This window comes from Streptomyces celluloflavus, from assembly GCA_000720995.1.
GTDB classification, from domain to species: domain Bacteria; phylum Actinomycetota; class Actinomycetes; order Streptomycetales; family Streptomycetaceae; genus Streptomyces; species Streptomyces celluloflavus.
This window is the reverse complement of record JOEL01000068.1, coordinates 1-22,223: the sequence shown is the minus strand read 5'-3', so window position 1 is coordinate 22,223 and position 22,223 is coordinate 1. Positions and strand designations below refer to the sequence as shown.

The 22,223-nt window shown below is 73.3% G+C and carries 17 protein-coding genes and 1 pseudogene; 10 read left to right on the top strand and 8 right to left on the bottom strand.

The genetic code is table 11. The annotated features are described in order from the left end of the window. Positions 1–91 precede the first annotated feature (91 nt). The gene (locus IH09_RS33580; RefSeq protein ID WP_205379178.1) at positions 92–781 is read right to left on the bottom strand and encodes a MerR family transcriptional regulator; all 690 of its coding nucleotides are present in this window, start codon (positions 779–781) and stop codon (positions 92–94) included. On the opposite strand from IH09_RS33580, the gene IH09_RS33575 reads away from it, so the two are divergent. Further along, on the top strand, positions 780–1,394 hold the full coding sequence (locus tag IH09_RS33575) for a DUF6194 family protein (protein WP_318279638.1): 615 nt from the start codon (positions 780–782) through the stop codon (positions 1,392–1,394). The two genes, IH09_RS33580 and IH09_RS33575, sit on opposite strands and share 2 nt — an antisense overlap. Positions 1,395–1,430: 36 nt before the next feature. Here IH09_RS33575 and IH09_RS38375 read toward each other — a convergent pair. Together IH09_RS38375 and IH09_RS33570 are read right to left on the bottom strand one after the other, a co-directional pair. After that, a pseudogene (locus IH09_RS38375) lies at positions 1,431–1,535 on the bottom strand (DUF4291 family protein); the annotation flags it as partial. Between the two features lie 182 nt (positions 1,536–1,717). Further along, positions 1,718–2,191 carry a MarR family winged helix-turn-helix transcriptional regulator gene (locus IH09_RS33570; protein ID WP_052861344.1) on the bottom strand — a complete coding sequence of 158 codons (474 nt, stop codon included), beginning with the start codon at positions 2,189–2,191 and terminating at the stop codon, positions 1,718–1,720. Between the two features lie 57 nt (positions 2,192–2,248). Between IH09_RS33570 and IH09_RS33565 the strand changes: the two genes are divergently transcribed. Then, entirely contained in the window at positions 2,249–3,025 is a 777-nt protein-coding gene (locus IH09_RS33565; protein WP_110952759.1) for an alpha/beta fold hydrolase, read from the top strand. A 126-nt stretch (positions 3,026–3,151) separates the two neighbouring features. Here IH09_RS33565 and serC read toward each other — a convergent pair whose 3' ends face one another. Together serC and IH09_RS33555 are read right to left on the bottom strand one after the other, a co-directional pair. Continuing rightward, complete coding sequence (gene serC / locus IH09_RS33560; protein ID WP_052861342.1) at positions 3,152–4,270, bottom strand: phosphoserine transaminase; 1,119 nt, start codon at positions 4,268–4,270, stop codon at positions 3,152–3,154. A gap of 102 nt (positions 4,271–4,372) precedes the next feature. Continuing rightward, complete coding sequence (locus IH09_RS33555; RefSeq protein ID WP_052861341.1) at positions 4,373–5,392, bottom strand: helix-turn-helix transcriptional regulator; 1,020 nt, start codon at positions 5,390–5,392, stop codon at positions 4,373–4,375. An 82-nt stretch (positions 5,393–5,474) separates the two neighbouring features. On the opposite strand from IH09_RS33555, the gene IH09_RS33550 reads away from it, so the two are divergent. Then, on the top strand, positions 5,475–7,067 hold the full coding sequence (locus tag IH09_RS33550) for an FAD-binding oxidoreductase (RefSeq protein WP_110952758.1): 1,593 nt from the start codon (positions 5,475–5,477) through the stop codon (positions 7,065–7,067). A 49-nt stretch (positions 7,068–7,116) separates the two neighbouring features. Next, a complete protein-coding gene (locus IH09_RS33545) occupies positions 7,117–10,047 on the top strand; it encodes an FAD-binding and (Fe-S)-binding domain-containing protein (protein ID WP_052861340.1) in 2,931 nt (976 codons plus the stop codon). A 72-nt stretch (positions 10,048–10,119) separates the two neighbouring features. Here IH09_RS33545 and IH09_RS33540 read toward each other — a convergent pair whose 3' ends face one another. Together IH09_RS33540 and IH09_RS33535 are read right to left on the bottom strand one after the other, a co-directional pair. Then, positions 10,120–11,163 (bottom strand): methyltransferase, encoded by a 1,044-nt coding sequence (locus IH09_RS33540; RefSeq protein WP_052861339.1) that lies wholly within the window; start codon positions 11,161–11,163, stop codon positions 10,120–10,122. 277 nt (positions 11,164–11,440) lie between these two features. Continuing rightward, positions 11,441–12,376, bottom strand: a complete 936-nt coding sequence (locus tag IH09_RS33535; protein ID WP_094791406.1) for a LysR family transcriptional regulator — start codon at positions 12,374–12,376, stop codon at positions 11,441–11,443. A 229-nt stretch (positions 12,377–12,605) separates the two neighbouring features. Here IH09_RS33535 and IH09_RS33530 point away from each other — a divergent pair, with 229 nt between their 5' ends. After that, positions 12,606–13,517 (top strand): EamA family transporter, encoded by a 912-nt coding sequence (locus IH09_RS33530; RefSeq protein WP_110952757.1) that lies wholly within the window; start codon positions 12,606–12,608, stop codon positions 13,515–13,517. A gap of 104 nt (positions 13,518–13,621) precedes the next feature. Here the strand turns inward: IH09_RS33530 and IH09_RS33525 are convergent, their stop codons facing one another. Next, entirely contained in the window at positions 13,622–14,095 is a 474-nt protein-coding gene (locus IH09_RS33525) for a hypothetical protein (protein WP_052861338.1), read from the bottom strand. A gap of 443 nt (positions 14,096–14,538) precedes the next feature. Between IH09_RS33525 and IH09_RS33520 the strand changes: the two genes are divergently transcribed. The 5 genes from IH09_RS33520 to IH09_RS33500 all read left to right on the top strand — a co-directional run bounded on the left by IH09_RS33520 (position 14,539) and on the right by IH09_RS33500 (position 22,075). Further along, a complete protein-coding gene (locus tag IH09_RS33520; protein WP_052861337.1) occupies positions 14,539–15,384 on the top strand; it encodes a TIGR03084 family metal-binding protein in 846 nt (281 codons plus the stop codon). Beyond that, positions 15,381–17,219, top strand: a complete 1,839-nt coding sequence (locus IH09_RS33515; protein WP_052861336.1) for an acyclic terpene utilization AtuA family protein — start codon at positions 15,381–15,383, stop codon at positions 17,217–17,219. Before IH09_RS33520 ends, IH09_RS33515 begins: the two co-directional genes overlap by 4 nt. Further along, positions 17,216–18,814 (top strand): carboxyl transferase domain-containing protein, encoded by a 1,599-nt coding sequence (locus IH09_RS33510; protein ID WP_052861335.1) that lies wholly within the window; start codon positions 17,216–17,218, stop codon positions 18,812–18,814. The genes IH09_RS33515 and IH09_RS33510 overlap by 4 nt, the downstream gene beginning before the upstream one ends. 7 nt (positions 18,815–18,821) lie before the next feature. Further along, positions 18,822–20,786: an ATP-binding protein gene (locus tag IH09_RS33505; protein WP_052861334.1), complete on the top strand. Its 1,965-nt coding sequence runs from the start codon at positions 18,822–18,824 to the stop codon at positions 20,784–20,786. A gap of 125 nt (positions 20,787–20,911) precedes the next feature. Continuing rightward, positions 20,912–22,075 carry an acyl-CoA dehydrogenase family protein gene (locus tag IH09_RS33500; protein WP_052861355.1) on the top strand — a complete coding sequence of 388 codons (1,164 nt, stop codon included), beginning with the start codon at positions 20,912–20,914 and terminating at the stop codon, positions 22,073–22,075. Positions 22,076–22,223: the final 148 nt, after the last annotated feature.

The window sequence follows — 22,223 nt, the reverse complement described above, 5'->3', positions numbered from 1 at the left end:
GACCCCGAAAGCGCATCCGGCGTGACCGAGCCCCTCCACGGCACGAGGACCTGGTCCGGCCGGTCCGCCAGGTGGAGGACTTGAGCCACGCTCAACTCGCGCCGAGGACCGTACCGAGGGCGACGGCGGCGTCGAGGAGGGCACGGGAGCGGGCCGCGATGCTCATATCCCGGGCCGCCAGCGCGGCTCCGATGTCCTCCGACCGGTGCCCGCGCCGCAGACCCGGCATCAAGGTCCGGAGCTGGTCGATGCGGTAGCCGGCGCTGCGCAGCTGGTGGACGATCCGGGCGTCCCGGGTCTGGGCCGGTGAGTAGCGTCGCGTTTCTCGCGGGGCGACCCGGTCGGGAACGGCGAGCCCCTCGGCGTCCCAGTGCCGCAATGTCGAGGGGCGCACTCCGAGCGCGGCGGCGAGTTCGGAGACGCTCATCGCATCCGAGGGGCGTACGTCGTCGATCAGCTCGGCGGAGATCGCCGCGGCCGCCTCCTTGGCGAGTCCGAGGTCCGTACGCTCCCGGTCGAGTCGGGCGTGTGCCGCGTCGAGGAGTGCGAGTACCTCCGCGGCCGGGCACTCGTGCACGGCACGGACGATCCGCTTGGCCTCGACCGGACCCGTGCCGGCCGCGAGGGCTCGGTAGGCCAGGGCGGACTGCACGTGGGTCTCCCCGTAGATCCGGTAGCCCGCGGCTGAGCGCGCCGCGGGCGGCAGGACACCGTCGCGTTCGAGGTTGCGCACCTGCTGGACGGAGTACCCGGCACGTCGCGCGACATCGACTGTGCGCATGGCCGACGACTTGAGAGTTGGCACCCGAAGCTCCTCTGTCTTCCGACTCGAAGTCTCCACAAGTCTCCACAAGCACCTCAATGAAACGCTTGAGCACATGACGATGGAAGAGACCGTGACCATGGAGGAGATCATGACGATGGAAGAGCTCACCGACTTCGTGGAGAGCCTGGAGGGAGCCCTGGCCGTCAGGCCGGGACCCGGCGACGGCTCACCGGAGATCAGTTGGGGGGATACGTTCTTCTTCTACGCTCCCGACGGCGTCATGCCGCAAGCGACTCAGCCGTTCGCGACGATCGTGACGAAGAACCAGCCGGGCGACGAGAGATCGCGCCTGGACCGCCCGGATACGTTCCGCGTCAATATGGCCGCCGGGAAGGAAGCGTTCATCGACTGGACCGGCCACGCGCCGCGCGAACCGGCCACCGACGACGACCCCGGCGTCACCGATGCCGTGATCGCGCACCCCGTCTACGGCTCCGTCGGCTGGCTCGCGGTGGTGAACCCGGGCCGGCGGACCGGTGCGGCAGTCCGCGAGCTGCTCCGCGATGCCCATCACCTCGCCCGTGCACGCCATGAACGACGAACGGGCCCGACGACGAGCGGTCGGTGATCAGCCGCCTGAGGAAAGGCGGTTCGCCGGCGCCCGGCGGCCCGCGCGCAGCGCCGCGTCGGCGATGGCGGGTGCGTACGCCTGGTAGACCACGATCGTGTGGGCGTCGTAGTCGGCACGGATCCGGTACCGGGGCGCCATGTGCCGCACCCTGCCGGCCGCCGTACCGGGCTCGCGAGCCGTTTTCTCGCACCGATCCCGGTGGCGGTTGCGAAAGTCACTACTCGTTGGCGGCCGCGACGAGGACCGTCGCTTCGTAGCGGATGGAGAGTTTCTCGTGGCAGGCAGGCGCGGTCCGCGCGGGAGGCGTACGCCGGTCCGGCTCAGTCGACCTCGTCGGTGCCCATGATTTCGAGGAGGCGGGAGAGGACCCGGAGGCAGGCGTCGACCTCGGAATCGGTGACGTCGCCGCCGACCTGGCGCAGCACCGCGCGTTCGCGGTCGGTCACGGTGGTGATGGCGGCCCGGCCCTGTTCGGTCAGCCGGATGAGGGAGGATCGCTTGTGGGCCGGGTTGGGGATGGACTCCACCAGATCCCGTGCGGCCGCGTCGTTGACCATGCGCTGGACGAACTGGCGGCTCAATGCCTGAGCCCGGCCCATCTGCGGGACGGTCATGGGTCCGTGCTCGCGGAGCATGCTGAGCACGGCACGTACGCCGACCAGCAGTCCCTGGACGGCCACGTCCTGCTCCACCCTGCGGTGCGTTCGCCGGTACAGCGGCCCCACCAGGTCGAATACCTCGGCCAGTCGGTCGGTCAGCTCTTCGGACGCCAAGCCATGGGGTGTCTCACTCACCTCACCATAATGACACCCTGGTTGCCATTCGCTTCCGCTGATGACAACTTGGTTGTCATGAATGAGATGTTCTGGCTCGACACCGGCACCGGCCGGCCCCTCGTCCTGCTGCACGGCGGCTTCCTCGACCACTCGATGTGGGACGACCAGATCCCCGTCCTCGCCGAGCGGTACCGCGTCATCGCGCCGGACGCCCGCGGTCATGGACGGTCCGCCAACGCCACCGCACCGTTCCGGCACACCGACGACCTCGCCGCGCTGCTGCGCCACTTGGGCACCGGTCCGGCGATCCTGGTGGGCGTCTCCATGGGGGCCGGTACCGCGGTGGATACCGCGCTGGAGCACCCGGAACTGGTCAGCGCCGTGGTCGTCAGCGGTGCCGGGACCAACGAGCCGTATTTCACCGACCCCTGGACCACCCGGATGTGGGCGGCGTGGCACTCGGCGATGGCCGCCGGCGACCTGGACGCCTCGGTCGAGGCGTTCACGCTCTTCGCCGCGGGCCCGCAGCGCACCCTTGACGATCTCGACCCCGAGGTCGTGGGCCGTCTGCGCCGGATGGCGCGGAGCACCCTGTCCAAGCACACCGCCGACGAGCCCGACTTGCTCATCCCGGCCCACGACACCTGGGAGCGCGCCGCGAAGATCGATGTTCCCGTGCTGGCCATCAACGGTGCCATCGACTCGCCCGACCACATCGGTATGGCCGAACGCCTCATCCGTACCGTCGCCGACGGCCGCGCCATCTCGGTCGACCGGACCGCCCACTACCCCAACATGGAACGCCCGGACGTGTTCAACGAGAGCCTCGAAGGTTTTCTCCGCACTCTGTGATCGCGCCGCCGGCTCCCGGGCCGACGAGGCGAGTTCCCGGTCCGCCCGCAGGGCGGCCCGACGCCGCGAGGCTCCCGGCGGTGGACGCCGGGAGCCTCGTCAGGTGCTGCGTGCCGTACGCCTCGGTTACAGCTTTTCGATCACGTAGTCGATGCAGGCCGTCAGGGCCTCGACGTCCGACGGGTCGACGGCCGGGAACATCGCGATGCGGAGCTGGTTGCGGCCGAGCTTGCGGTAGGGCTCGGTGTCGACGATGCCGTTGGCGCGCAGGGCCTTGGCGACGGCGGCCGCGTCCACCTCGTCGTTGAAGTCGATGGTGCCGATGACCTGTGAGCGCTTCGCCGGGTCGGTGACGAACGGGGTGGCGTACTTGGACTCCTCGGCCCAGCCGTACAGGGTGCGCGCGGAGGTGGCGGTGCGGCGGACCGCCCAGTCCAGGCCGCCCTGGCCGTTGATCCACTCCAGCTGCTCGTTGAGGAGGAAGAGGGTGGACAGCGCCGGGGTGTTGTACGTCTGGTTCTTGAGGGAGTTGTCGATCGCCGTGGGGAGCGAGAAGAACTCCGGGATGTGGCGGCCGGTCGCGTGGACGGCGCGGGCGCGCTCCAGGGCGACGGGGGAGAAGGCCGCCAGCCACAGGCCGCCCTCGGAGGCGAAGGACTTCTGCGGGGCGAAGTAGTAGACGTCGGTCTGGGTGATGTCGACCGGGAGGCCGCCGGCGCCCGAGGTGGCGTCGACCAGGACGAGGGAGCCCGCGTCCGCGCCGTCGACGCGCCGGATGGGGGCCGCGACGCCGGTGGAGGTCTCGTTGTGGGTGAAGGCGTAGACATCGACGCCCTTCTCCGCGACCGGCTCCGGGTGGGTGCCCGGCTCCGCGGAGATGACGGTGGGCTCCTTGAGCCACGGCGCCAGCTTGGCGGCCTTGGCGAACTTGGCGGAGAACTCGCCGAAGGTGAGGTGCTGGGACTTGCGCTCGATCAGCCCGTGCGTCGCGATGTCCCAGAAGGCGGTGGAGCCGCCGTTGCCGAGGACGACCTCGTAGCCCTCGGGGAGCTGGAAGAGGTCGCGTACGCCGTCGCGCACCTTTCCGACCAGGTTCTTGACCGGCGCCTGGCGGTGCGAGGTACCGAGAAGAGAGCTGCCGGTGGCGGCGAGGGCGCCGAGCGCCTCCGTACGCACCTTGGAGGGGCCCGCGCCGAAGCGTCCGTCGGCGGGCTTGATGTCAGCGGGAATCTGGATATCAGCCACGGGCGCAGCCTAATCCGTCCCGGTACGGGCCCCTACGGTGCGTCCGCCCGATGAGATGAGCGGTGTCCGGGCGGGGGCCGGTACCGGATCGGGGCCGCCGGGTCAGGGGCCCGTGCCGTCCGCCGCGTACAGGCGGGTGACGGCGGCCGCGCCCTCGGCCATGACCTGGCGGGCCTCGGGCGGTGCGAGGACCTCGACGGAGTCGCCGAACTGGAGGAGTTGGCGGACGGCGCCGAGCACCGGGTAGGTCAGCTGGACGGTGGCCCAGGCGTCGTCGGAGGCGTCCGGTCCGTCCCCCTTCCCGGCGCCGCCCGGTACGTCGTCCGCAGCGGGCGGCGCTCCGGTGAGTGCCCCGCCGAGGAGGCGTACGGCCAGGTCCAGGCGGTCCCGGCGGATGCGGGCGGTCACCCGTACCCCGGCGGGGCGCTCCTCCACCCGGCGGCGCAGCAGCTCCCAGACACCGGCCAGCTCCACGCCCTCGCGGCGGCGTACCGGGGCGTCGGTCACGGTCGCCGACGCCACCCGGTCGGCCCGGAAGAGCCGCGGTCCGCCGCGCCGGTCCGCGACGAGGTACCAGGTCCCGGCCTTGGCCACGAGCCCGTACGGATCGACGGTGTACGTCCGCAGCCGGGTCTCGCCGCTGTGGCGGTAGCGGATGCGCAGCCTGCGGTCGGTGAAGACGGCCGTGTGCAGGACGCCGAGATCGACGGTGGGGCGCGGGCCGCCCCTCCAGCGGTCGGGGTCGACGAGGATGCGGCGGCTCGCCAGTTCCGCGGCCGGCCGGTGGGGTGCGGGCAGCGCCGCCATCACCTTGCGCAGCGCCGAACCCAGCGCGTCGTCCAGCCCGAGGGCGGTGTGCGCGCCCTGCGTCGCCAGGATGAACAGGGCGCGCGCCTCGTCGGTGGTCAGCCCCGTCACATCCGTACGGAAGCCCGGCAGCAGCGCGATCCCGCCGTGCCGGCCGCGCTCGGCGTAGACCGGTACACCGGCCGCCGACAGCGATTCGATATCGCGGTAGACGGTGCGCGCCGAGACCTCCAGCCGCTCGGCCAGTTCCCCGGCCGGGACCCGGCCGCGGGTCTGGAGCAGCAGGAGGATGGCGAGGAGGCGGTCGGACTTCACCTCTGGGTTTATACCTGTGGGTTCATGCCCGGATTTTTATATATGACGGCCGGTGTCAAGTTATCGCGCCAGAGTGCGGCGCATGGAGAGCAACCACGACAACGACCGCACGACGGGCGACCACGGTACGGGCGACCACCGCTCGGGCCACCACCCCACGTACGACGACCCCACGCCCGAAAACCGCACGCCCGACAGCCCCGCCGGCGGCGGCCCCGAAGCCTTCGCCGCGTTCGTCCGGCGGGTCCGGGGGCCGGTCTTCCTCCCCGGTGACGACGGTTACGACGCCGAGCGGTCCGGGTTCCAGCTGGCGTACCGGCACCGGCCTGCCGTGATCGTCGGGGCGGAGGGTGCGGACGATGTCGCCGCCGCGGTGGACTTCGCCGCCGGGCGCGGGCTGCCGGTCGCGGTGCAGGCCACCGGGCACGGACTGTCCGTGGCGACCGACGGCGGGCTGCTGATCAGCACGCGGCGGATGGCCGCGGTGCGGGTGGACCCGGTGGCCGGTACCGCGCGGGTCGGGGCGGGGGCCGTCTGGGGGCAGGTGGTCGAGGCGGCCGCGCCGTACGGGCTCGCGCCGCTCAACGGCTCCGCGCCGGGCGTCGGCGTGGTCGGGTACACGCTCGGCGGCGGGGTGGGGGTGCTGGCCCGTACGTTCGGCTTCGCCACGGACCAGGTGCGGGCCGTCGAACTCGTCACGGCCGACGCCCGGCGGCGCCGGGTCACCGCCGACAACGACCCCGAACTGTTCGGGGCGCTGCTCGGCGGCGGGCACGGTTTCGGGGTGGTGACGGAGATGGAGTTCGGGCTGCTGCCGGTGGCGCGGCTGTACGGCGGGCGGCTGGTGTTCGGCGCCGACCTCGTCGAGGACGCGCTGGCGGCGTACGTGCGGTGGACCGAGACCGTGCCGGACGAGCTGACGTCATCGGTCGCGCTGATCGCGTACCCGGACATCCCGCAGCTGCCGGCGGCGCTGCGCGGCCGCCACCTCGCGCAGATCCGGATCGCGTACACCGGGAGCGTCGCGGAAGGGGAGCGGCTGGTGGCGCCGCTGCGGGCGGTGGGGCCGCGGGTGAGCGACGAGCTGCGCGAGATGCCGTACGCCGAATCGCACACCATCCACCAGGATCCGAGCGATCCGCACGCCTACCTCGGCGACAACGCGCTGCTCAGCGGGGTCGACGCGGCGGCGCTGCGGCGGGTGGCCGCGCTGACCGGACCGGCCGCACCGGTGATGTGCGTGGTCCAGCTCAACCACCTCGGGGGCGCGCTGACCGCGGCGGGCGGGGCCGGGCGCCGGGACACCGTCGGGCACCGCGCCGCCCGGTTCGCGCTGCGGCTGCTGTCGCCGCTGGACGCCGCGGACCCGGTGGCGGACCAGGAGACCGCACGGGCGCTGCACGCCGAGGCGCTGGCGGCCGTCGCACCGTGGACGGTCGGCCGCAGCGTGAACTTCCTGTTCGGCGGGGGCGGAAGCGGGGGCGGGAGCGAGGACCGGAGGGACGTGGCTGCGGCGGCGGTGGCGCGTGGTGTGCACGAGGCGGATACGCACCGGCGGCTGACCGCGCTGCGGGCCGCCCACGACCCGGCCGGCCTCTTCCGTTTCCATCCGTCCGCCCTCCCGGGCCCCCGGGCCGGGCAGCCGGTGGCGGCGGCGGGACCGGCCGGCCGCTGACGGAGCGCGCCGAGGCGCCGTACCCCGCCGGAGTGGGCAGGCTGAGGGCATGGCTGAGCGTACGGAGACGACGGAGCAGCGGGACCTGGTGCGGGAACTGACGGCCGCGGTGCGGGGGGAGGTCTCCTTCGCCGCGGCCGACCGGGCGCTGGTGACGATGGACGCGTCCAACTACCGGCGGGTGCCCAGGGCGGTGGTCGCGCCGCGCGATGCGGACGATGTCGCGGCGGCGCTGCGGGTGTGCCGGGAGCACGGCGTGCCGGTGGTGCCGCGCGGCGGCGGGACGAGCATCGCGGGGCAGGCGACGGGGGTCGGCGTGGTGCTGGACTTCACCCGGCATCTGCGGCGGATCGTGTCGCTGGACCCGGTGGCGCGGACGGCCGTGGTGCAGCCCGGCGTGGTGCTGGACGACCTGCGGACGGCGGCCGGGGCGCACGGCCTGACCTTCGGCCCCGACCCGTCCACGCACAGCCGCTGCACCCTCGGCGGCATGATCGGCAACAACTCCTGCGGGGCGCATTCGGTGGCCTGGGGCACCACCGCCGACAACGTGGCGGAGCTGGCGCTCCTGACGTACGGCGGGGAGCGGGTGCGGGCCGGGCGCGGTCCGGCCGGCAGCGGCGGTCCCGCCGGGCTGCCGCCGCGGCTGCGGGACGGCGTACGGGCCCTGGTGGACGGGGAACTGGCACTGCTGCGCACCGGCTATCCGGAGCTGCCGCGGCGGATCTCCGGCTATGCGCTGGACGCGCTGCTGCCGGAGCAGGGCGCCGATCTGGCGCGTGCGCTCACCGGCAGCGAGGGCACTCTCGGAGTGCTGACCGAGGCGACCGTACGGCTGGTGGAGGCGCCGAAGGCGCGGGCGCTGGCGGTGCTCGGGTATCCGGACGAGAGCGCGGCGGCCGAGGCCGCGCACACCCTGCTGCCGTACGGGCCGCTGACGGTGGAGGGGATGGCCGCCGATCTGGTGGGCGGTGCGGTGCGGGGCGCGGCCGGGCTGCCCGACGGGGGTGCCTGGCTGTTCGTGGAGACGGGCGGGGAGAGCCGGGGCGCGGCGGTGGCGGGGGCCGAGGCGCTCTGCCGGGTGGCGGCGGACGGCACCACCGGCCATACGGTGGTCGCCGGCCCGGCCGGGCAGCGGGCCCTGTGGCGGGTGCGCGAGGACGCCTCGGGGACCGCGACCCGGCTGCCGGACGGCAGCGAGGCGTGGCCCGGCTGGGAGGACTGCGCCGTACCGCCCGCCCGGCTCGGCCCGTATCTGCGGGACTTCCGCGCCCTCCTCGCCCAGCACGGACTGCGCGGCACGCCGTACGGCCACTTCGGCGACGGCTGCATCCACGTCCGCATCGACTTCGACCTGCTGACCCCGCCCGGCATCCGCCGCTTCCGCCAATTCTCCTATGACCTCGGTGAGTTGGTCGTCGCGCACGGCGGCTCGCTGTCCGGTGAGCACGGTGACGGACAGGCCCGCGCCGAACTGCTGCCGAAGATGTACGGACCGGCGCTGGTCGGCCTCTTCGAACGGTTCAAGGACCTGTGGGATCCGGCCGCCGGACTGAACCCGGGGATGCTCGTACGGCCCGCCCGGCTGGACGCGAACCTGCGCTTCGCGGTGCTGCCGCGGCGGCCGGTCCCGGTGGAGTTCGGCTATCCGCAGGACGGCGGCGACTTCTCGGCGGCGGTACGGCGGTGCGTGGGCGTCGCCAAGTGCCGTACCGCCGCGACGGGTTCGGGATCGGCGGACGTCATGTGCCCGTCCTTCCGCGCCACCGGCGAGGAGCAGCACTCCACCCGGGGCCGGGCGCGGCTGCTGCACGAGATGCTCGCCGGTGAGGTCGTCACGGACGGCTGGCGCTCGGCCGAGGTGCGCGACGCCCTCGACCTCTGCCTGTCCTGCAAGGGGTGCCGCAGCGACTGCCCGGTCGGGGTGGACATGGCCACCTACAAGGCGGAGTTCCTGCACCACCACTACGCGGACCGCCCGCGCCCCGCCGCGCACCACGTCCTGGGCCGGCTGCCCGAATGGCTGCGCGCCGCCGCCCCGGCCGCACCGGTGCTCAACGCCCTCGCCCGCACCCCGCTCGCCGCCGTCGGCAAACGCCTCGCCGGGATCACGCCCGAGCGCCCCGTACCGCGCCTGGCCACCGAGCCGTTCACCCGCTGGTGGTGGCGGCGGAGGCGGGAATCGGAGGCCGCCCCGAAGACCCAGGCTGGTCCGGTGGTGATCCTCTGGCCCGACACCTTCACCAACTTCCTCTCCCCGGAGGTCGGCCGGGCCGCCGTCCGCGTCCTGGAGTCGGCCGGACTGCGGCCCCTGCTGCCGCCCACCACCCCCCTGCGCCCGCCCGGCGCCTCCTCCTCCCGCCGCCGTCCGCCGCGCCGCCGCGCCCTCTGCTGCGGCCTGACGTACGTCTCCACCGGTCAGCTCGACCGGGCGCGGGCGGTCATGCGGCGTACGGTCGAGGTGCTGGCCCCGCTGCTGGCGGCGGGCCGCCCGCTGGTCGTCCTCGAACCGAGCTGCGCCGCCGCGCTCCGTACGGACCTGCCCGAACTGCTGGCGGACGATCCGCGGGCCGCCGGGCTGGCCGCCTCCGTACGGACCTTCGCGCAGGTGCTGGAGGAGCTGGCCCCCGACTGGCGGCCGCCGCGCCTGGACCGCCCCGTCGTCGGGCAGACGCACTGCCATCAGCACGCCGTCCTGGGCGACGGGGCGGAGCGGCGGCTGCGCGAACGGGCCGGGCTGGTGGGCGAGTTGAGCGGCGGATGCTGTGGACTGGCCGGGAACTTCGGTTTCGAACGCGGCCATTACGAGGTCTCCGTCGCCTGCGCCGAGGACCAACTCCTCCCCGCCGTCCGCGCGTCCGGTGACGGGGCCGAGGTGCTCGCCGACGGCTTCTCCTGCCGCACCCAGCTCGGCGAGCTCACCGACCGCCGCGGCCGCCACCTGGCGGAGGTGCTGGCGGAGGGACTGGAGGAGGGGTAGCGGGGCGGGCTTTCCGGCGGGGAGCCAGGCCGGAGCCACCGGCCCGGCTCCGCCGCGGGGCGCGCCGCAGGGTCAGCTCGGGACCGCTTCGATCAGGCTCAGGCCGACGTGCGACGGCAGCGTCACGATATCGGTGAGGGTGAGCCCCGCCCGCGTGCACAATTTCTCGAAGTCGGCGCGGGTGCGTTCTTTTCCGCCGACGAGCACCATCATCTGAAGGTCCTTGAGATAAGGATTCAATTCCGAGGAGTCCGGGATTACCGTCTCGGGGAGTACCACATCCACGATCAGCAGCCGGCTCTCCGCGGACATCGCCGTGCGGCAGTTCCGGAGAATGGTGGCCGCGCGGTCGTCGTCCCAGTTGTGGATGACGCTTTTGATCATATAGAGATCCGCGCCGGCCGGTACGGCTTCGAGGAAGTTCCCGGTGGCGACCGTGCAGCGCTTTTCCAGCCCGGCGGCCTTTATGGTGCCGGCCGCCTGGCCCGCGCCCTCGGCGGTGTCGAACACGACACCGCTCAGACCGGGCCGGCCCTTCAGGATCGAGGCGAGCAGGGTGCCGTCGCCGCCGCCGATATCGGTGACCGTGGTGAACCGGCCGAAGTCGTAGTGTTCGGTCAGCGTGGCGGCCGTCCGGTGGGTCTCCTGGCTCATGGCGGTGTTGAACACCGCCGACAGTTCCGGTTCGTTGCCGAGGTACTCGTATATCGGCATGCCGAAGTGCTCGTCGAAAGCGGTGCGGCCGGTGCGTATGTTGGATTCCAGGCGGGACCAGGGCGCCAGCGACACCGGCGCGGTGTGGAATCCGGCGAAGTCGTGCAGCGACGCCGGGTGCCCCTTGCGCAGTAATGAACCGGCCTCGGTGAGCGCGAAGGTGCCGGGGCGGGGCTCCGTACACAATCCGAGGCTGGCGAGCGCGCGGAGCAGCCGGTTCAACTGCTCCGGGGGAATCTCGTATCCCCGGGCGAGCTCGGTGACATCCGCCTCGCCGTCCCCGATCGTGTCGGCGAGATCCATCCTGGTCGCCACGCTGACGACCTCCGTGGCCCGCGCCCCGAATACCCACTGCATCAGCGTCCGGCGCGCATCGGTCTGTGCCGTGCTCCATTCGGTCATGTCTTTTCCTCTCCATTTCCTGCCCACGGGCGGTGAAGGGATTCCGGGACGGTGCCGAGGGATTACGAGACGGCGCCATGCGAAATGTCCAGCCCGGATTCCCGGCTGATCACGGCTCTTACCCTGCAACCTGGGGCAGTGTGCGGTCAAGCAAGGAAAGCGGGGTGAACCGGACAAGTGGCGGTTGTGGTGGGGTAGTTGACATCGGCCGTCGCTTCGTGAACCCGACTCCATTCCCGTCGTGGAATCCGCGCCGAGTCCTGGCGGCCGGTGAGGTTTACTCGCCGGAATGGTGAGCAGGGCCGCGGCGCGCGCCGACCCCTCCGCCATATCCATGGTCGTCCGCCGCCGCGTCCCCCGCCGCCCCGATGACCGCACGCGCCAGGGCGATCAGGTCCGGGATGCGGGGGTGGCCCGGGGCGTCGCGCCAGGCGAGGACGACGGGGACGGGCGGGGCGTCGGACAGGGGGACGTAGGCCATCGCGGGATGGGGGTGCATCCGGGCCGTACCGGTCGTGGTGACCCCCACGGCGCGGCCGCCGGTGATGGCGGCGAGCCAGTCGTCCGTGTTGCCGATGGTGATGCTGGTGGCCGGGCGGGCCGTCGCGGGCCAGAGGTCGAGGGTGGTGCTGCCGGAGACGGTGTTCAGGGCCATGGTGCGGCCGGCCAGCTCGGCGAGGGTGAGCGAGGTGCGGTGGGCGAGCGGATCGTCGGCCGGCAGACCGGCCACCCGGGACTCGGTGGTGAGCTGCTCGGTGATCAGGCCCGGGGCGGCCACCTCGCCGCGCAGCAGGGCGATGTCCACCTCGCCGCGGGCCAGCCCGGCGGTGCGGTCGTCGACCCGGAGCAGTTCGAGCGGGGTGTCGGGGTACTCCTCGTGCCAGCGGCGGAGCAGCGCCGTGGTGTACGCGCCGGCCGCCGACCAGGCATGCCCCAGGCGCAGCGGCCAGACGGTGTGGCCCGCCTGGCCGAGCGCCCGGTCGAAGGCGGCCACCGCGATCGCCGCCCGGTCGCGGAAGGCGAGGCCCTCCGGGGTGAGCGCGAGGTGGTGGGTGGAGCGGTCGACGAGGCGGATGCCGAGTTCCTGCTCCAGGCGGCGCAGGGTGCGGGAGACGGCGGGCTGGGTCAGGTGCAGCCGTTCGGCGGCGCGGGTCACGCTGAGGGTGTCGGCGATGGCCAGAAAGCAGCGGAAATGACGCAGCTCGATGCTCATGCGTGCGGAGCATAACAACAGGAGAAAAGGCATTTCACGGACGGGAAGGGCGGGCCGTAGCGTGGGTGGGGTGACCTCATCGCCCGCCAGTTCCGATGGCCCCCGTTCGGCCACTCCCGCCCCTGCCGGCTCCTCCGCCGCCGCACCGTACGGCCCGTCCGCCGACGCTCCGTACGGTGCCCCGTCCGCCGTCTCCGCTGCCGACCTCGGGGGGTCGTCCGGTGACGGGGTGATATCCGGCCCCGTACCGGCCTCGCCCGAGGTCCTGGCGGCGGAGGCCGGGGCCGGCGGCGGGCCGGGGCGGTTCGGGTCGGTGGCGCTGGTGATCGGCGGCATCGTCTCGCTCCAGTTCGGCGCGTCGGTGGCGGTGCTGCTCTTCCCGCGGGCCGGTGCGCTGGGCGTCGTCACGCTCCGGCTGGTCGCCGCCGCACTGGTGATGCTGCTCGTCTGCCGCCCCAGGGTGCGCGGCTACTCGCGCGGCGACTGGGCCACGGTGCTCGCCTTCGGCGTCGCCCTGGTCGGTATGAACTCCCTCTTCTACCAGGCGATCGACCGCATTCCGCTGGGCGCGGCGGTCACCCTGGAGTTCCTCGGCCCGCTGATCCTGTCGGTCGCCACCTCGCGTCGGCTGCTGAGCCTGGTGTGGGCGGCGCTGGCGCTGGGTGGCGTGCTGCTGCTGGGACGCGAGGGCTTCGACAGCCTCAACCTGGTTGGCGCGGGCTGCGCGCTCGCGGCCGGTGGCCTGTGGGCCGCGTACATCCTGCTCTCGGCCCGTACCGGACAGCGCTTCCCGCAGGCCGACGGGCTCGCGCTGGCGCTGACCGTCGCGGCGGTGCTCAGCCTGCCGCTCGGCATCTTCAGCGCCGGCACCGCGCTGCTGGACCCGGTCACCCTGGGCCTGGGCGCCGCCGTCGCCCTGCTGTCCTCGGTCATGCCCTACACCCTGGAACTGCTCGCCCTGCGCAAGCTCCCGGCCTCCGGTTTCGCGGTCATGATGAGCCTGGAGCCGGCCGCCGCGGCCACCGCCGGGTTCCTCGTCCTGCACCAGGCGCTGGGCTGGGCCGAGATCCTCGCGATCGGCCTGGTCGTGGTCGCGAGCGTGGGCGCGGTACGGGTCGCGGGGGCGTCGTCACACGGCTGAGGCGGCGCGGCACCGCCGTACGGGTTCCCCGGCGTACGGACCGGGGGCGTCCCTGGCGGTGCCGCGGTCTCGCCGTGCCGCTGTGACGCGGTACGGCCCCGGGATCATTTCGTGCAGAGCGCGTACGCCGTCCCGGTGAGCGCGGCGCGCTGCGGCATGTCGTAGGCGGTCTTCTGGGCTTCGTCCAGGGCCTTCTGCGCGGCCTGCCGCTGCGCGTCGGTGGCGGTCTTGTCGCCCATGACCTTGTCCAGTGCGTCCTGCCTGTCCTGGATGACCTCCAGCTGGTGCAGCATGGCGGGGTTGACCGAGCTGGCGCTGACCACCCAGCCGGTGCCGTCGGTGGTGGGGCGGGAGGCGGTGACGGCCTGTTCCATCTCGTAGCCGGGGATCTCGAAACCGCCGCCGGACGCGTGGTAGCCGGCCGGGCACCGCGCGGTCAGGCCGTCCAGCTTGCCCTGCACCTTCACGGTGCGCGGGGCCGGCCCCTTGGGCGCCGCGGCGCTCGCGGCCACCGGCAGGCTCCAGACGAGCAGCCCGGCGGCGGTGGCTGCGGAGAGGTTCAGTGCGGTGGCGCGCATCGCGGCTCGGCCGTCCTTCCGGGGAATGTGCGGGGTGGGTGGAGCGTGCAGCGGTAGACGGATACTCCCGGGGAGGCGCGCGGGAGGCGGAGACATCCGGCCGTGTCTTCGGGCCGTCACCTGTCGGGGCGCCACATTCACCGGCTTGGCGGTGGCGTCCGCCGGGTGCCGGCCGAACACCTGCTGGACGATGCCGAACACCCGCCGAACGCCTGCCGAATATCTGCCGCGCGACGCCGGGATGCCGCCGGACGGCGTCCGACGACCGCGGCGTGAATCATGCAGGCGTGCTTGATTGTTTCTTCCGGCGCTGCCACGCTCGAAGCGCATCACCCCGCACCACCTCGCACCGCACCCGCACGGCCGCGGCTCCCGCCGTGGGCCGTCACGTATGCCAACGCGCCCTGCCCGTAGGGCAATGGGGCCGATGAGGGGAGTGTCGCGTGTCCGATCCCGGCGCCGTACTGGCGGACCTCAGGGATGAGTGCGACGAGCTGGACGGGCTGGTGGCCGGACTCCCGGCCGAGCGGTGGGCGGCGCCCACCCCCGCCGAGGGCTGGACCGTCGCCCACCAGATCGCCCATCTGGCCTGGACCGACCGGCAGGCGCTGCGCTCCGCCACCGACCCGGACGGTTTCCGGCGCGCCGCGCGGGAGGCGCTGGCCACCGCGCCGCTGACCTTCGTCGACGACGGCGCCCGAGCCGGGGCGCGGCTGGCGCCCGCCGAACTGCTGGCGGAGTGGCGGGCTACCCGCGAGGCGCTGCTGCGCGCGCTCGCGGACCGGCCGGACGGGGGGAAACTGCCGTGGTTCGCGACGTCGATGAGCGTCACGTCGATGGCGACGGGGCGGCTGATGGAGACCTGGGCGCACGGCCAGGACGTCGCCGACGCGCTGGGCGTCACGCGCACCCCCACCGCCCGGCTGCGGCACGTCGCCCATATCGGCGTACGGGCCCGGGACTACTCCTACGCGGCCCATCAACTCACCCCGCCCGCCGAGGAGTTCCGCGTCGAACTGCGGGCGCCGGACGGTGCGCTCTGGACGTACGGGCCGCCGGACGCCGCGCAGCGGGTGACCGGTGACGCGCTGGAGTTCTGTCTGCTGGTGACCCAGCGGCTGCACCGGGACGACGCGGTGTCCGTACGGTCCGAAGGGGCCGACGCGGAGCGGTGGCTGGGGATCGCCCAGGCGTTCGCGGGCCCGCCGGGGCAGGGGCGCGCCCCCGCCGGGAGCGGGCGGACCGGGAACGGCCCGGCAGGAGACGGTGCCGAGGACGGCTCCATATGAGCACCCCGCGCCCCGACGCCCCGGCCCCCGAGGGATCGCCACCCGCCGCCCGCCCCGCCGTCCTGCGCATCGGCAACGCCTCCGGCTTCTACGGTGACCGCTTCGACGCCGTCCGCGAGATGCTCACCGGCGGTCCTCTGGACGTGCTGACCGGTGACTATCTTGCCGAGCTGACCATGCTGATCCTCGGCCGGGACCGGCAGCGGCACCCCGACCGGGGCTACGCGCGGACGTTCCTGCGGCAGCTGGAGGAGAACCTCGGACTGGCCGTCGACCGCGGCGTGCGGATCGTCACCAACGCGGGCGGGCTCAACCCGGCCGGACTGGCCGATGCGATACGGGAGTTGGCGGCGAAGGCCGGGGTGCCCGTACGGGTGGCGCATGTGGAGGGCGACGATCTGCTGGCGCGGCGCGGGGCGCCCGGAGACTTCGGTGCCCCGGCGGACCCCGGCTGGTCGGGGGACCCCGGGCAGGTGGCGGCGCTCGGGCGCACCGTGGACGGCTGGGGCCCGGAGGTGCTCACGGCCAACGCCTATCTGGGCGGCGGCGGGATCGCCGCCTGTCTGCGGGCCGGTGCCCAGGTGGTGGTGACCGGCCGGGTCACCGATGCCGCGCTGGTCAGCGGGGCGGCCGCGGCCCATTTCGGATGGCGGCCGCAGGACCTGGATCAGCTGGCCGGTGCGGTCGTCGCCGGGCACGTCCTCGAATGCGGCGCCCAGGCGACCGGCGGCAACTACGCGTTCTTCGGCGCCCATGACGTACGCCGGCCCGGTTTCCCGCTCGCCGAGATCGCCGTGGACGGCAGCTCGGTGATCACCAAGCATCCCGGCACCGGCGGCGCGGTCACGCCCGGTACGGTCACCGCCCAGCTGCTCTACGAGACGGCCGGGGCGCGCTACGCCGGGCCGGATGTGACGGCCCGGCTGGACACCGTCCGGCTGACGGCGGACGGCGCCGACCGGGTCCGGATCGAGGGGGTGCGCGGCGAGGCGCCGCCGCCGTCCCTGAAGGCCGGACTGACGCGCCTGGGCGGCTGGCGCAACGAGGTCACCTTCGTCCTGACCGGGCTGGACATCGACGCCAAGGCGGAGCTGGTCCGCGCGCAGATGGCGGCGGCCTTCGACACCGCCGGGCGGCGCCCGGCCGAGGTGCGGTGGACGCTGGCCCGCACCGACCACGCGGACGCCGCCGTCCAGGAGGAGGCGAGCGCCCTGCTGCGGCTGGTGGTGCGGGACGCCGATCCGGCCGCGGTGGGGCGGGTGGTCAGCGGCGCCGCGGTCGAGCTGGCGCTGGGCAGCTACCCCGGATTCCATGTCACCGCGCCGCCCGGCAAGGGCGACCCGTACGGTGTCTTCGAGGCGGTCGCGGTGGACCGGGCGGCGGTGCCGCATCTCGCGGTACTGCCGGACGGTACCCGGGTGTACGTACAACCCCCCGAAGAGACACGGGAGTTGGCGCGGCTGCCCGATCCGCCGCTGCCGCCCCCTCTCGACCCCGGGCTGCCTGTCCGGCGGGCCCCGCTCGGCCGGGTCGCGGGTGCGCGCAGCGGCGACAAGGGCGGTTCGGCGAACGTGGGGGTGTGGGTCGGTACGGACCAGGCTTGGCGGTGGCTGGTGCATGAGCTGACCGTCGAGCGGTTCCGCCAACTGCTGCCGGAGACCGCCGGATTGCCGGTCGACCGGCATGTGCTGCCCCGGCTGCGGGCGCTGAACTTCGTGGTGGACGGGCTGCTCGGAGAGGGGGTCGCGGCGCAGGCCCGGTTCGATCCGCAGGCCAAGGCCGTGGGGGAGTGGCTGCGTTCGCGGTACCTGGAGATACCGGAGGTGTTGCTGTGACCGTGCTGGCGACCGGACTCGATCCGGCGGACGCCGAGTACGCGGAGCGCCGCGCGGCGATGCTCGCGAAGCTGGCGGAGGTGGCGGCCGCACACGGCGGCGCGCTCGACGGCGGCGGCGAGAAGTACCGCGAACGGCACCGCAAGCGCGGCAAACTGCTCGCCCGCGAGCGGATCGAACTGCTGCTGGACCCCGACACCCCGTTCCTGGAACTGTCGCCGCTCGCCGCCTGGGGCAGCGACTATCAGGTGGGCGCCTCGCTGGTCACCGGCATCGGCGTCATCGAGGGCGTGGAGTGCCTGGTCACCGCCAACGACCCGACGGTGCGCGGCGGGGCCAGCAACCCCTGGACGCTCCGGAAGGCGCTGCGGGCCAACGAGATAGCCGCCGCCAACCGGCTCCCGGTCGTCTCGCTCGTCGAGTCCGGCGGCGCCGACCTGCCGAGCCAGAAAGAGATCTTCATCCCGGGCGGGGCGCTGTTCAAGGACCTCACCCGGCTCTCCGCGGCCGGCATCCCGACCGTCGCCGTCGTCTTCGGCAACTCCACCGCCGGCGGTGCGTACGTCCCCGGGATGTCCGACCACGTGATCATGGTCAGGGAACGGGCCAAGGTCTTCCTGGGCGGGCCGCCGCTGGTGAAGATGGCGACCGGCGAGGAGAGCGACGACGAATCGCTGGGCGGCGCCGAGATGCACGCCCGCACCTCCGGGCTCGCCGACCACTTCGCCGTCGACGAGCCGGACGCGCTGCGGCAGGCCCGGCGGGTGATCGCCCGCCTCAACTGGCGCAAGGCGCACCCCGATCCGGGACCCGCCGAACCGCCGAGGTACGACGAGGAAGAACTGCTGGGCATCGTCCCCGGCGACCTCAAGGCACCCTTCGACCCGCGCGAGGTCATCGCCCGGATCGTGGACGGCTCGGACTTCGACGAGTTCAAACCGCTGTACGGACCGAGCCTGGTGACCGGCTGGGCCGCGCTGCACGGCTATCCGGTCGGCATCCTCGCCAATGCGCAGGGCGTGCTGTTCAGCGCCGAGTCGCAGAAGGCCGCCCAGTTCATCCAACTGGCCAACCAGCGCGACATCCCGCTGCTGTTCCTGCACAACACCACCGGCTACATGGTCGGCAAGGAGTACGAACAGGGCGGCATCATCAAGCACGGCGCGATGATGATCAACGCGGTGTCGAACTCGAAGGTCCCGCATCTGAGCGTGCTGCTGGGCGCCTCGTACGGCGCGGGGCACTACGGCATGTGCGGCCGGGCCTACGACCCGCGGTTCCTCTTCGCCTGGCCGAGCGCCAAGTCCGCCGTCATGGGGCCGCAGCAGCTCGCCGGGGTGCTCTCGATCGTCGCCCGCGCCTCGGCCACCGCGAAGGGACGGCCCTACGACGAGGAGGCGGACGCGGCGCTGCGCGCCATGGTGGAGGCGCAGATCGAGTCCGAGTCGCTGCCCCTGTTCCTGTCCGGGCGGCTCTACGACGACGGCGTCATCGACCCGCGCGACACCCGCACCGTCCTCGGCCTGTGCCTGTCCGCCCTGCACACCGCCCCGGTCGAGGGCGCGCGCGGCGGCTTCGGCGTCTTCCGGATGTGAGGAACCCGTGATCTCTTCCCTGCTCGTCGCCAACCGCGGCGAAATCGCCCGGCGGATCTTCCGTACCTGCCGTGAGCTGGGCATCTCCACCGTCGCCGTGTACTCCGACGCGGACGCGGACGCACCCCACGTCCGGGAGGCGGACACCGCCGTACGGCTCCCGGGCGACGCCCCGGCCGACACCTATCTGCGCGGCGACCTGATCGTGCGGGCCGCCCTCGCGGCGGGCGCGGACGCCGTCCACCCCGGCTACGGCTTCCTCTCCGAGAACGCCGGTTTCGCGGCCGCGGTCACCGCCGCCGGACTGGTCTGGATCGGGCCGCCACCCGCCGCCATCGAGGCCATGGCGTCCAAGACCCGGGCCAAGGAGCTGATGGCGGCGGCCGGGGTGCCGCTGCTGGCGCCCGTCGCCCCGGCCCTGGCCACCGCCGCCGAACTGCCACTGCTGGTGAAGGCGGCGGCCGGCGGCGGCGGACGCGGGATGCGGACGGTGACACGACTGGCGGATCTGGACGCGGAGCTGGCGGCGGCGCGGGCCGAGGCGGCGTCGGCGTTCGGTGACGGGGAGGTGTTCGTCGAGCCGTATGTCGTGGACGGCCGCCATGTCGAGGTACAGATCCTCGCCGACGCGTACGGCACGGTCTGGACGCTCGGCACCCGCGACTGCTCCCTCCAGCGGCGGCACCAGAAGGTCATCGAGGAGGCCCCGGCCCCCGCGCTGCCCGACCCGCTGCGCAGCGCCCTGCACGAGGCCGCGGCGCGGGCCGCCCGCGCCGTCGATTACCGGGGCGCGGGCACGGTGGAGTTCCTGGTCGCGCCCGGCGCCGCTTCCGACGCACGGCCCGGCGCCTTGGACGAGGGCGACTCCGGCCCCGCGCGGGCGTACTTCCTGGAGATGAACACCCGCCTCCAGGTCGAACATCCGGTGACCGAGGCGGTCCACCAACTCGACCTCGTGGCACTCCAGTTGCGGATCGCCGAGGGGGAACGCCTGGACGGTGAACCGCCGGCGCCGCGCGGGCACGCGGTCGAGGCGCGGCTCTACGCGGAGGACCCGGCCGCCGACTGGCAGCCGCAGACCGGCACCCTGCACCGGCTGGCGGTGCCCGACGGCGTCCGGCTCGACTCCGGCGTCACCGACGGCGATCCGATCGGTGTGCACTACGACCCGATGCTCGCCAAGGTCATCGCCTGGGCGCCGACCCGCGACGAGGCCGTCCGGCGGCTCGCGCACGCCCTGGAGCGGACCCACCTCCACGGCCCGGTCACCAACCGCGATCTGCTGGTCCGCTCGCTGCGCCACCCGGACTTCACCACCCCCGCCCGCCTCGGCACCGGCTTCTACGGCCGCCACCTCGCCGCGCTGACCGCCCGCGACACCACCAGGACCGCCCGGGAGCGGGTCGCCGCGCTGGCCGCCGCGCTCGCCGACGCGGCCGGCCGCTCCCGGTTCGGCGGCTTCCGCAACGTCCCCTCACAGCCGCAGACCAAGACCTACGCGGCCGACGGCGGCACGGGCGCCGAGTACGAGATCCGCTACCGCCTCGGCCGCGACGGACTGACCGCCGAGGACTTCCCCGGTATACGGCTGCTCGGCCTCGCACCGGACCATGTCGTCCTCGAAGTCGACGGACTGCGGCGGGAGTTCACCGTCGCGCGCTACGGCGACCGGGTCCACGTCGACTCCTCGCTCGGCGGGTACGCCTTCACCGCCCGGCCGCGCTTCCCCGACCCCACCGCCGGGACGGAACCCGGCTCACTGCTCGCGCCGATGCCCGGCACCGTCGTACGGATCGCGCCGGGGCTCACCGCGGGCGACCGGGTCGGCGCCGGGCAGCCGCTGCTGTGGCTGGAGGCGATGAAGATGGAACACCGGATCACCGCACCCGCCGCCGGTACCCTCACCGCGCTGCCCGTCCGTACCGGGCAGCAGGTCGAGGTCGGCACCCTGCTCGCCGTCGTCACGGAGTGACCGCACCACCCCGTCCGCCCGTCCCCGACCCCACTTCACCCCACCCCTCCCGCCAAGGAGCCGTCGTGAGCAACGCCGTGAACAGCCCCACGAACGACGCCACGAGCACCACCCCGGCCAGCGCTGTGCGCCACCCCGCGATCGAGACCGAGGAGCACCGCGCGCTGCGCGCCGCCGTCGCCGCGCTCGGCAAGCGCTACGGCCGCGCCTACTTCACGAACGCCGTCGCGGCGGGCGGGCACACCGACGCGCTCTGGGCGGAGGCCGCCCGGCTCGGCTACCTCGGCGCCAACCTGCCCGAGGAGTACGGCGGCGGAGGCGGCGGTATCGCCGAACTCTCCATCGTGCTGGAGGAGTTGGGGGCCGCCGGCTGCCCGCTGCTGATGCTCGTCGTCTCGCCCGCCATCTGCGGTACGGTCATCGCCCGGTTCGGCACCGACGAGCAGCGGCGGGACTGGCTGCCGGGCCTGGCGGACGGCACCCGCAAGATGGCCTTCGGCATCACCGAACCGGACGCCGGTTCCAACTCGCACCGCATCACGACCACCGCCCGCCGGGACGGTACGGACTGGATCCTCAACGGCCGCAAGGTCTTCGTCTCCGGTGTGGACATCGCCGACGCGACCCTGATCGTCGGCCGCACCGAGGACGCCAGGACCGGACGCCTCAAGCCCTGCCTGTTCATCGTGGAGCGCGAGGCGCCCGGCTTCGGACGCCGTCCGATCGCGATGGAACTGGCCGCGCCGGAGAAGCAGTTCGAGCTGACCCTGGACGAGGTGCGGCTTCCCGCGCAGGCGCTGGTCGGCGACGAGGACGCCGGACTGCTCCAGCTCTTCGCCGGGCTCAACCCCGAGCGGATCATGACCGCCGCGTTCGCCCTCGGCATGGGCCGCTACGCCCTGGAACGGGCCGTCGACTACGCCCGCACCCGGCAGGTCTGGAAGGAGCCGATCGGCGCCCACCAGGCCGTCGCGCACCCGCTCGCCCAGGCCCATATCGAGCTGGAACTCGCCCGGCTGATGATGCAGAAGGCCGCGTACCTCTACGACGCGGGTGACGACATGGCGGCGGGCGAGGCCGCGAACATGGCCAAGTACGCGGCGGCCGAGGCCGCGGTGCACGCCGTGGACCAGGCCGTACACACCCTCGGCGGCAACGGCCTCACCCAGGAGTACGGCCTCGCCTCGCTCATCACCGCCGCGCGGGTCGCCCGGATCGCGCCGGTCAGCCGCGAGATGATCCTCAACTTCGTCTCGCACCAGTCGCTGGGGCTGCCCAAGTCCTACTGAGGGTCAGGAACTGCTCTCACGTAAGTGTCCATGAGTGTCCTTTAGGAGCCATGAGTGTTGTACGATCTCGTGTATGAACCTGACGGAATGGGCACGCGCGCAGGGGATTGCCCCGCGTACCGCGTATCGCTGGTTCCGTGAGGGCACA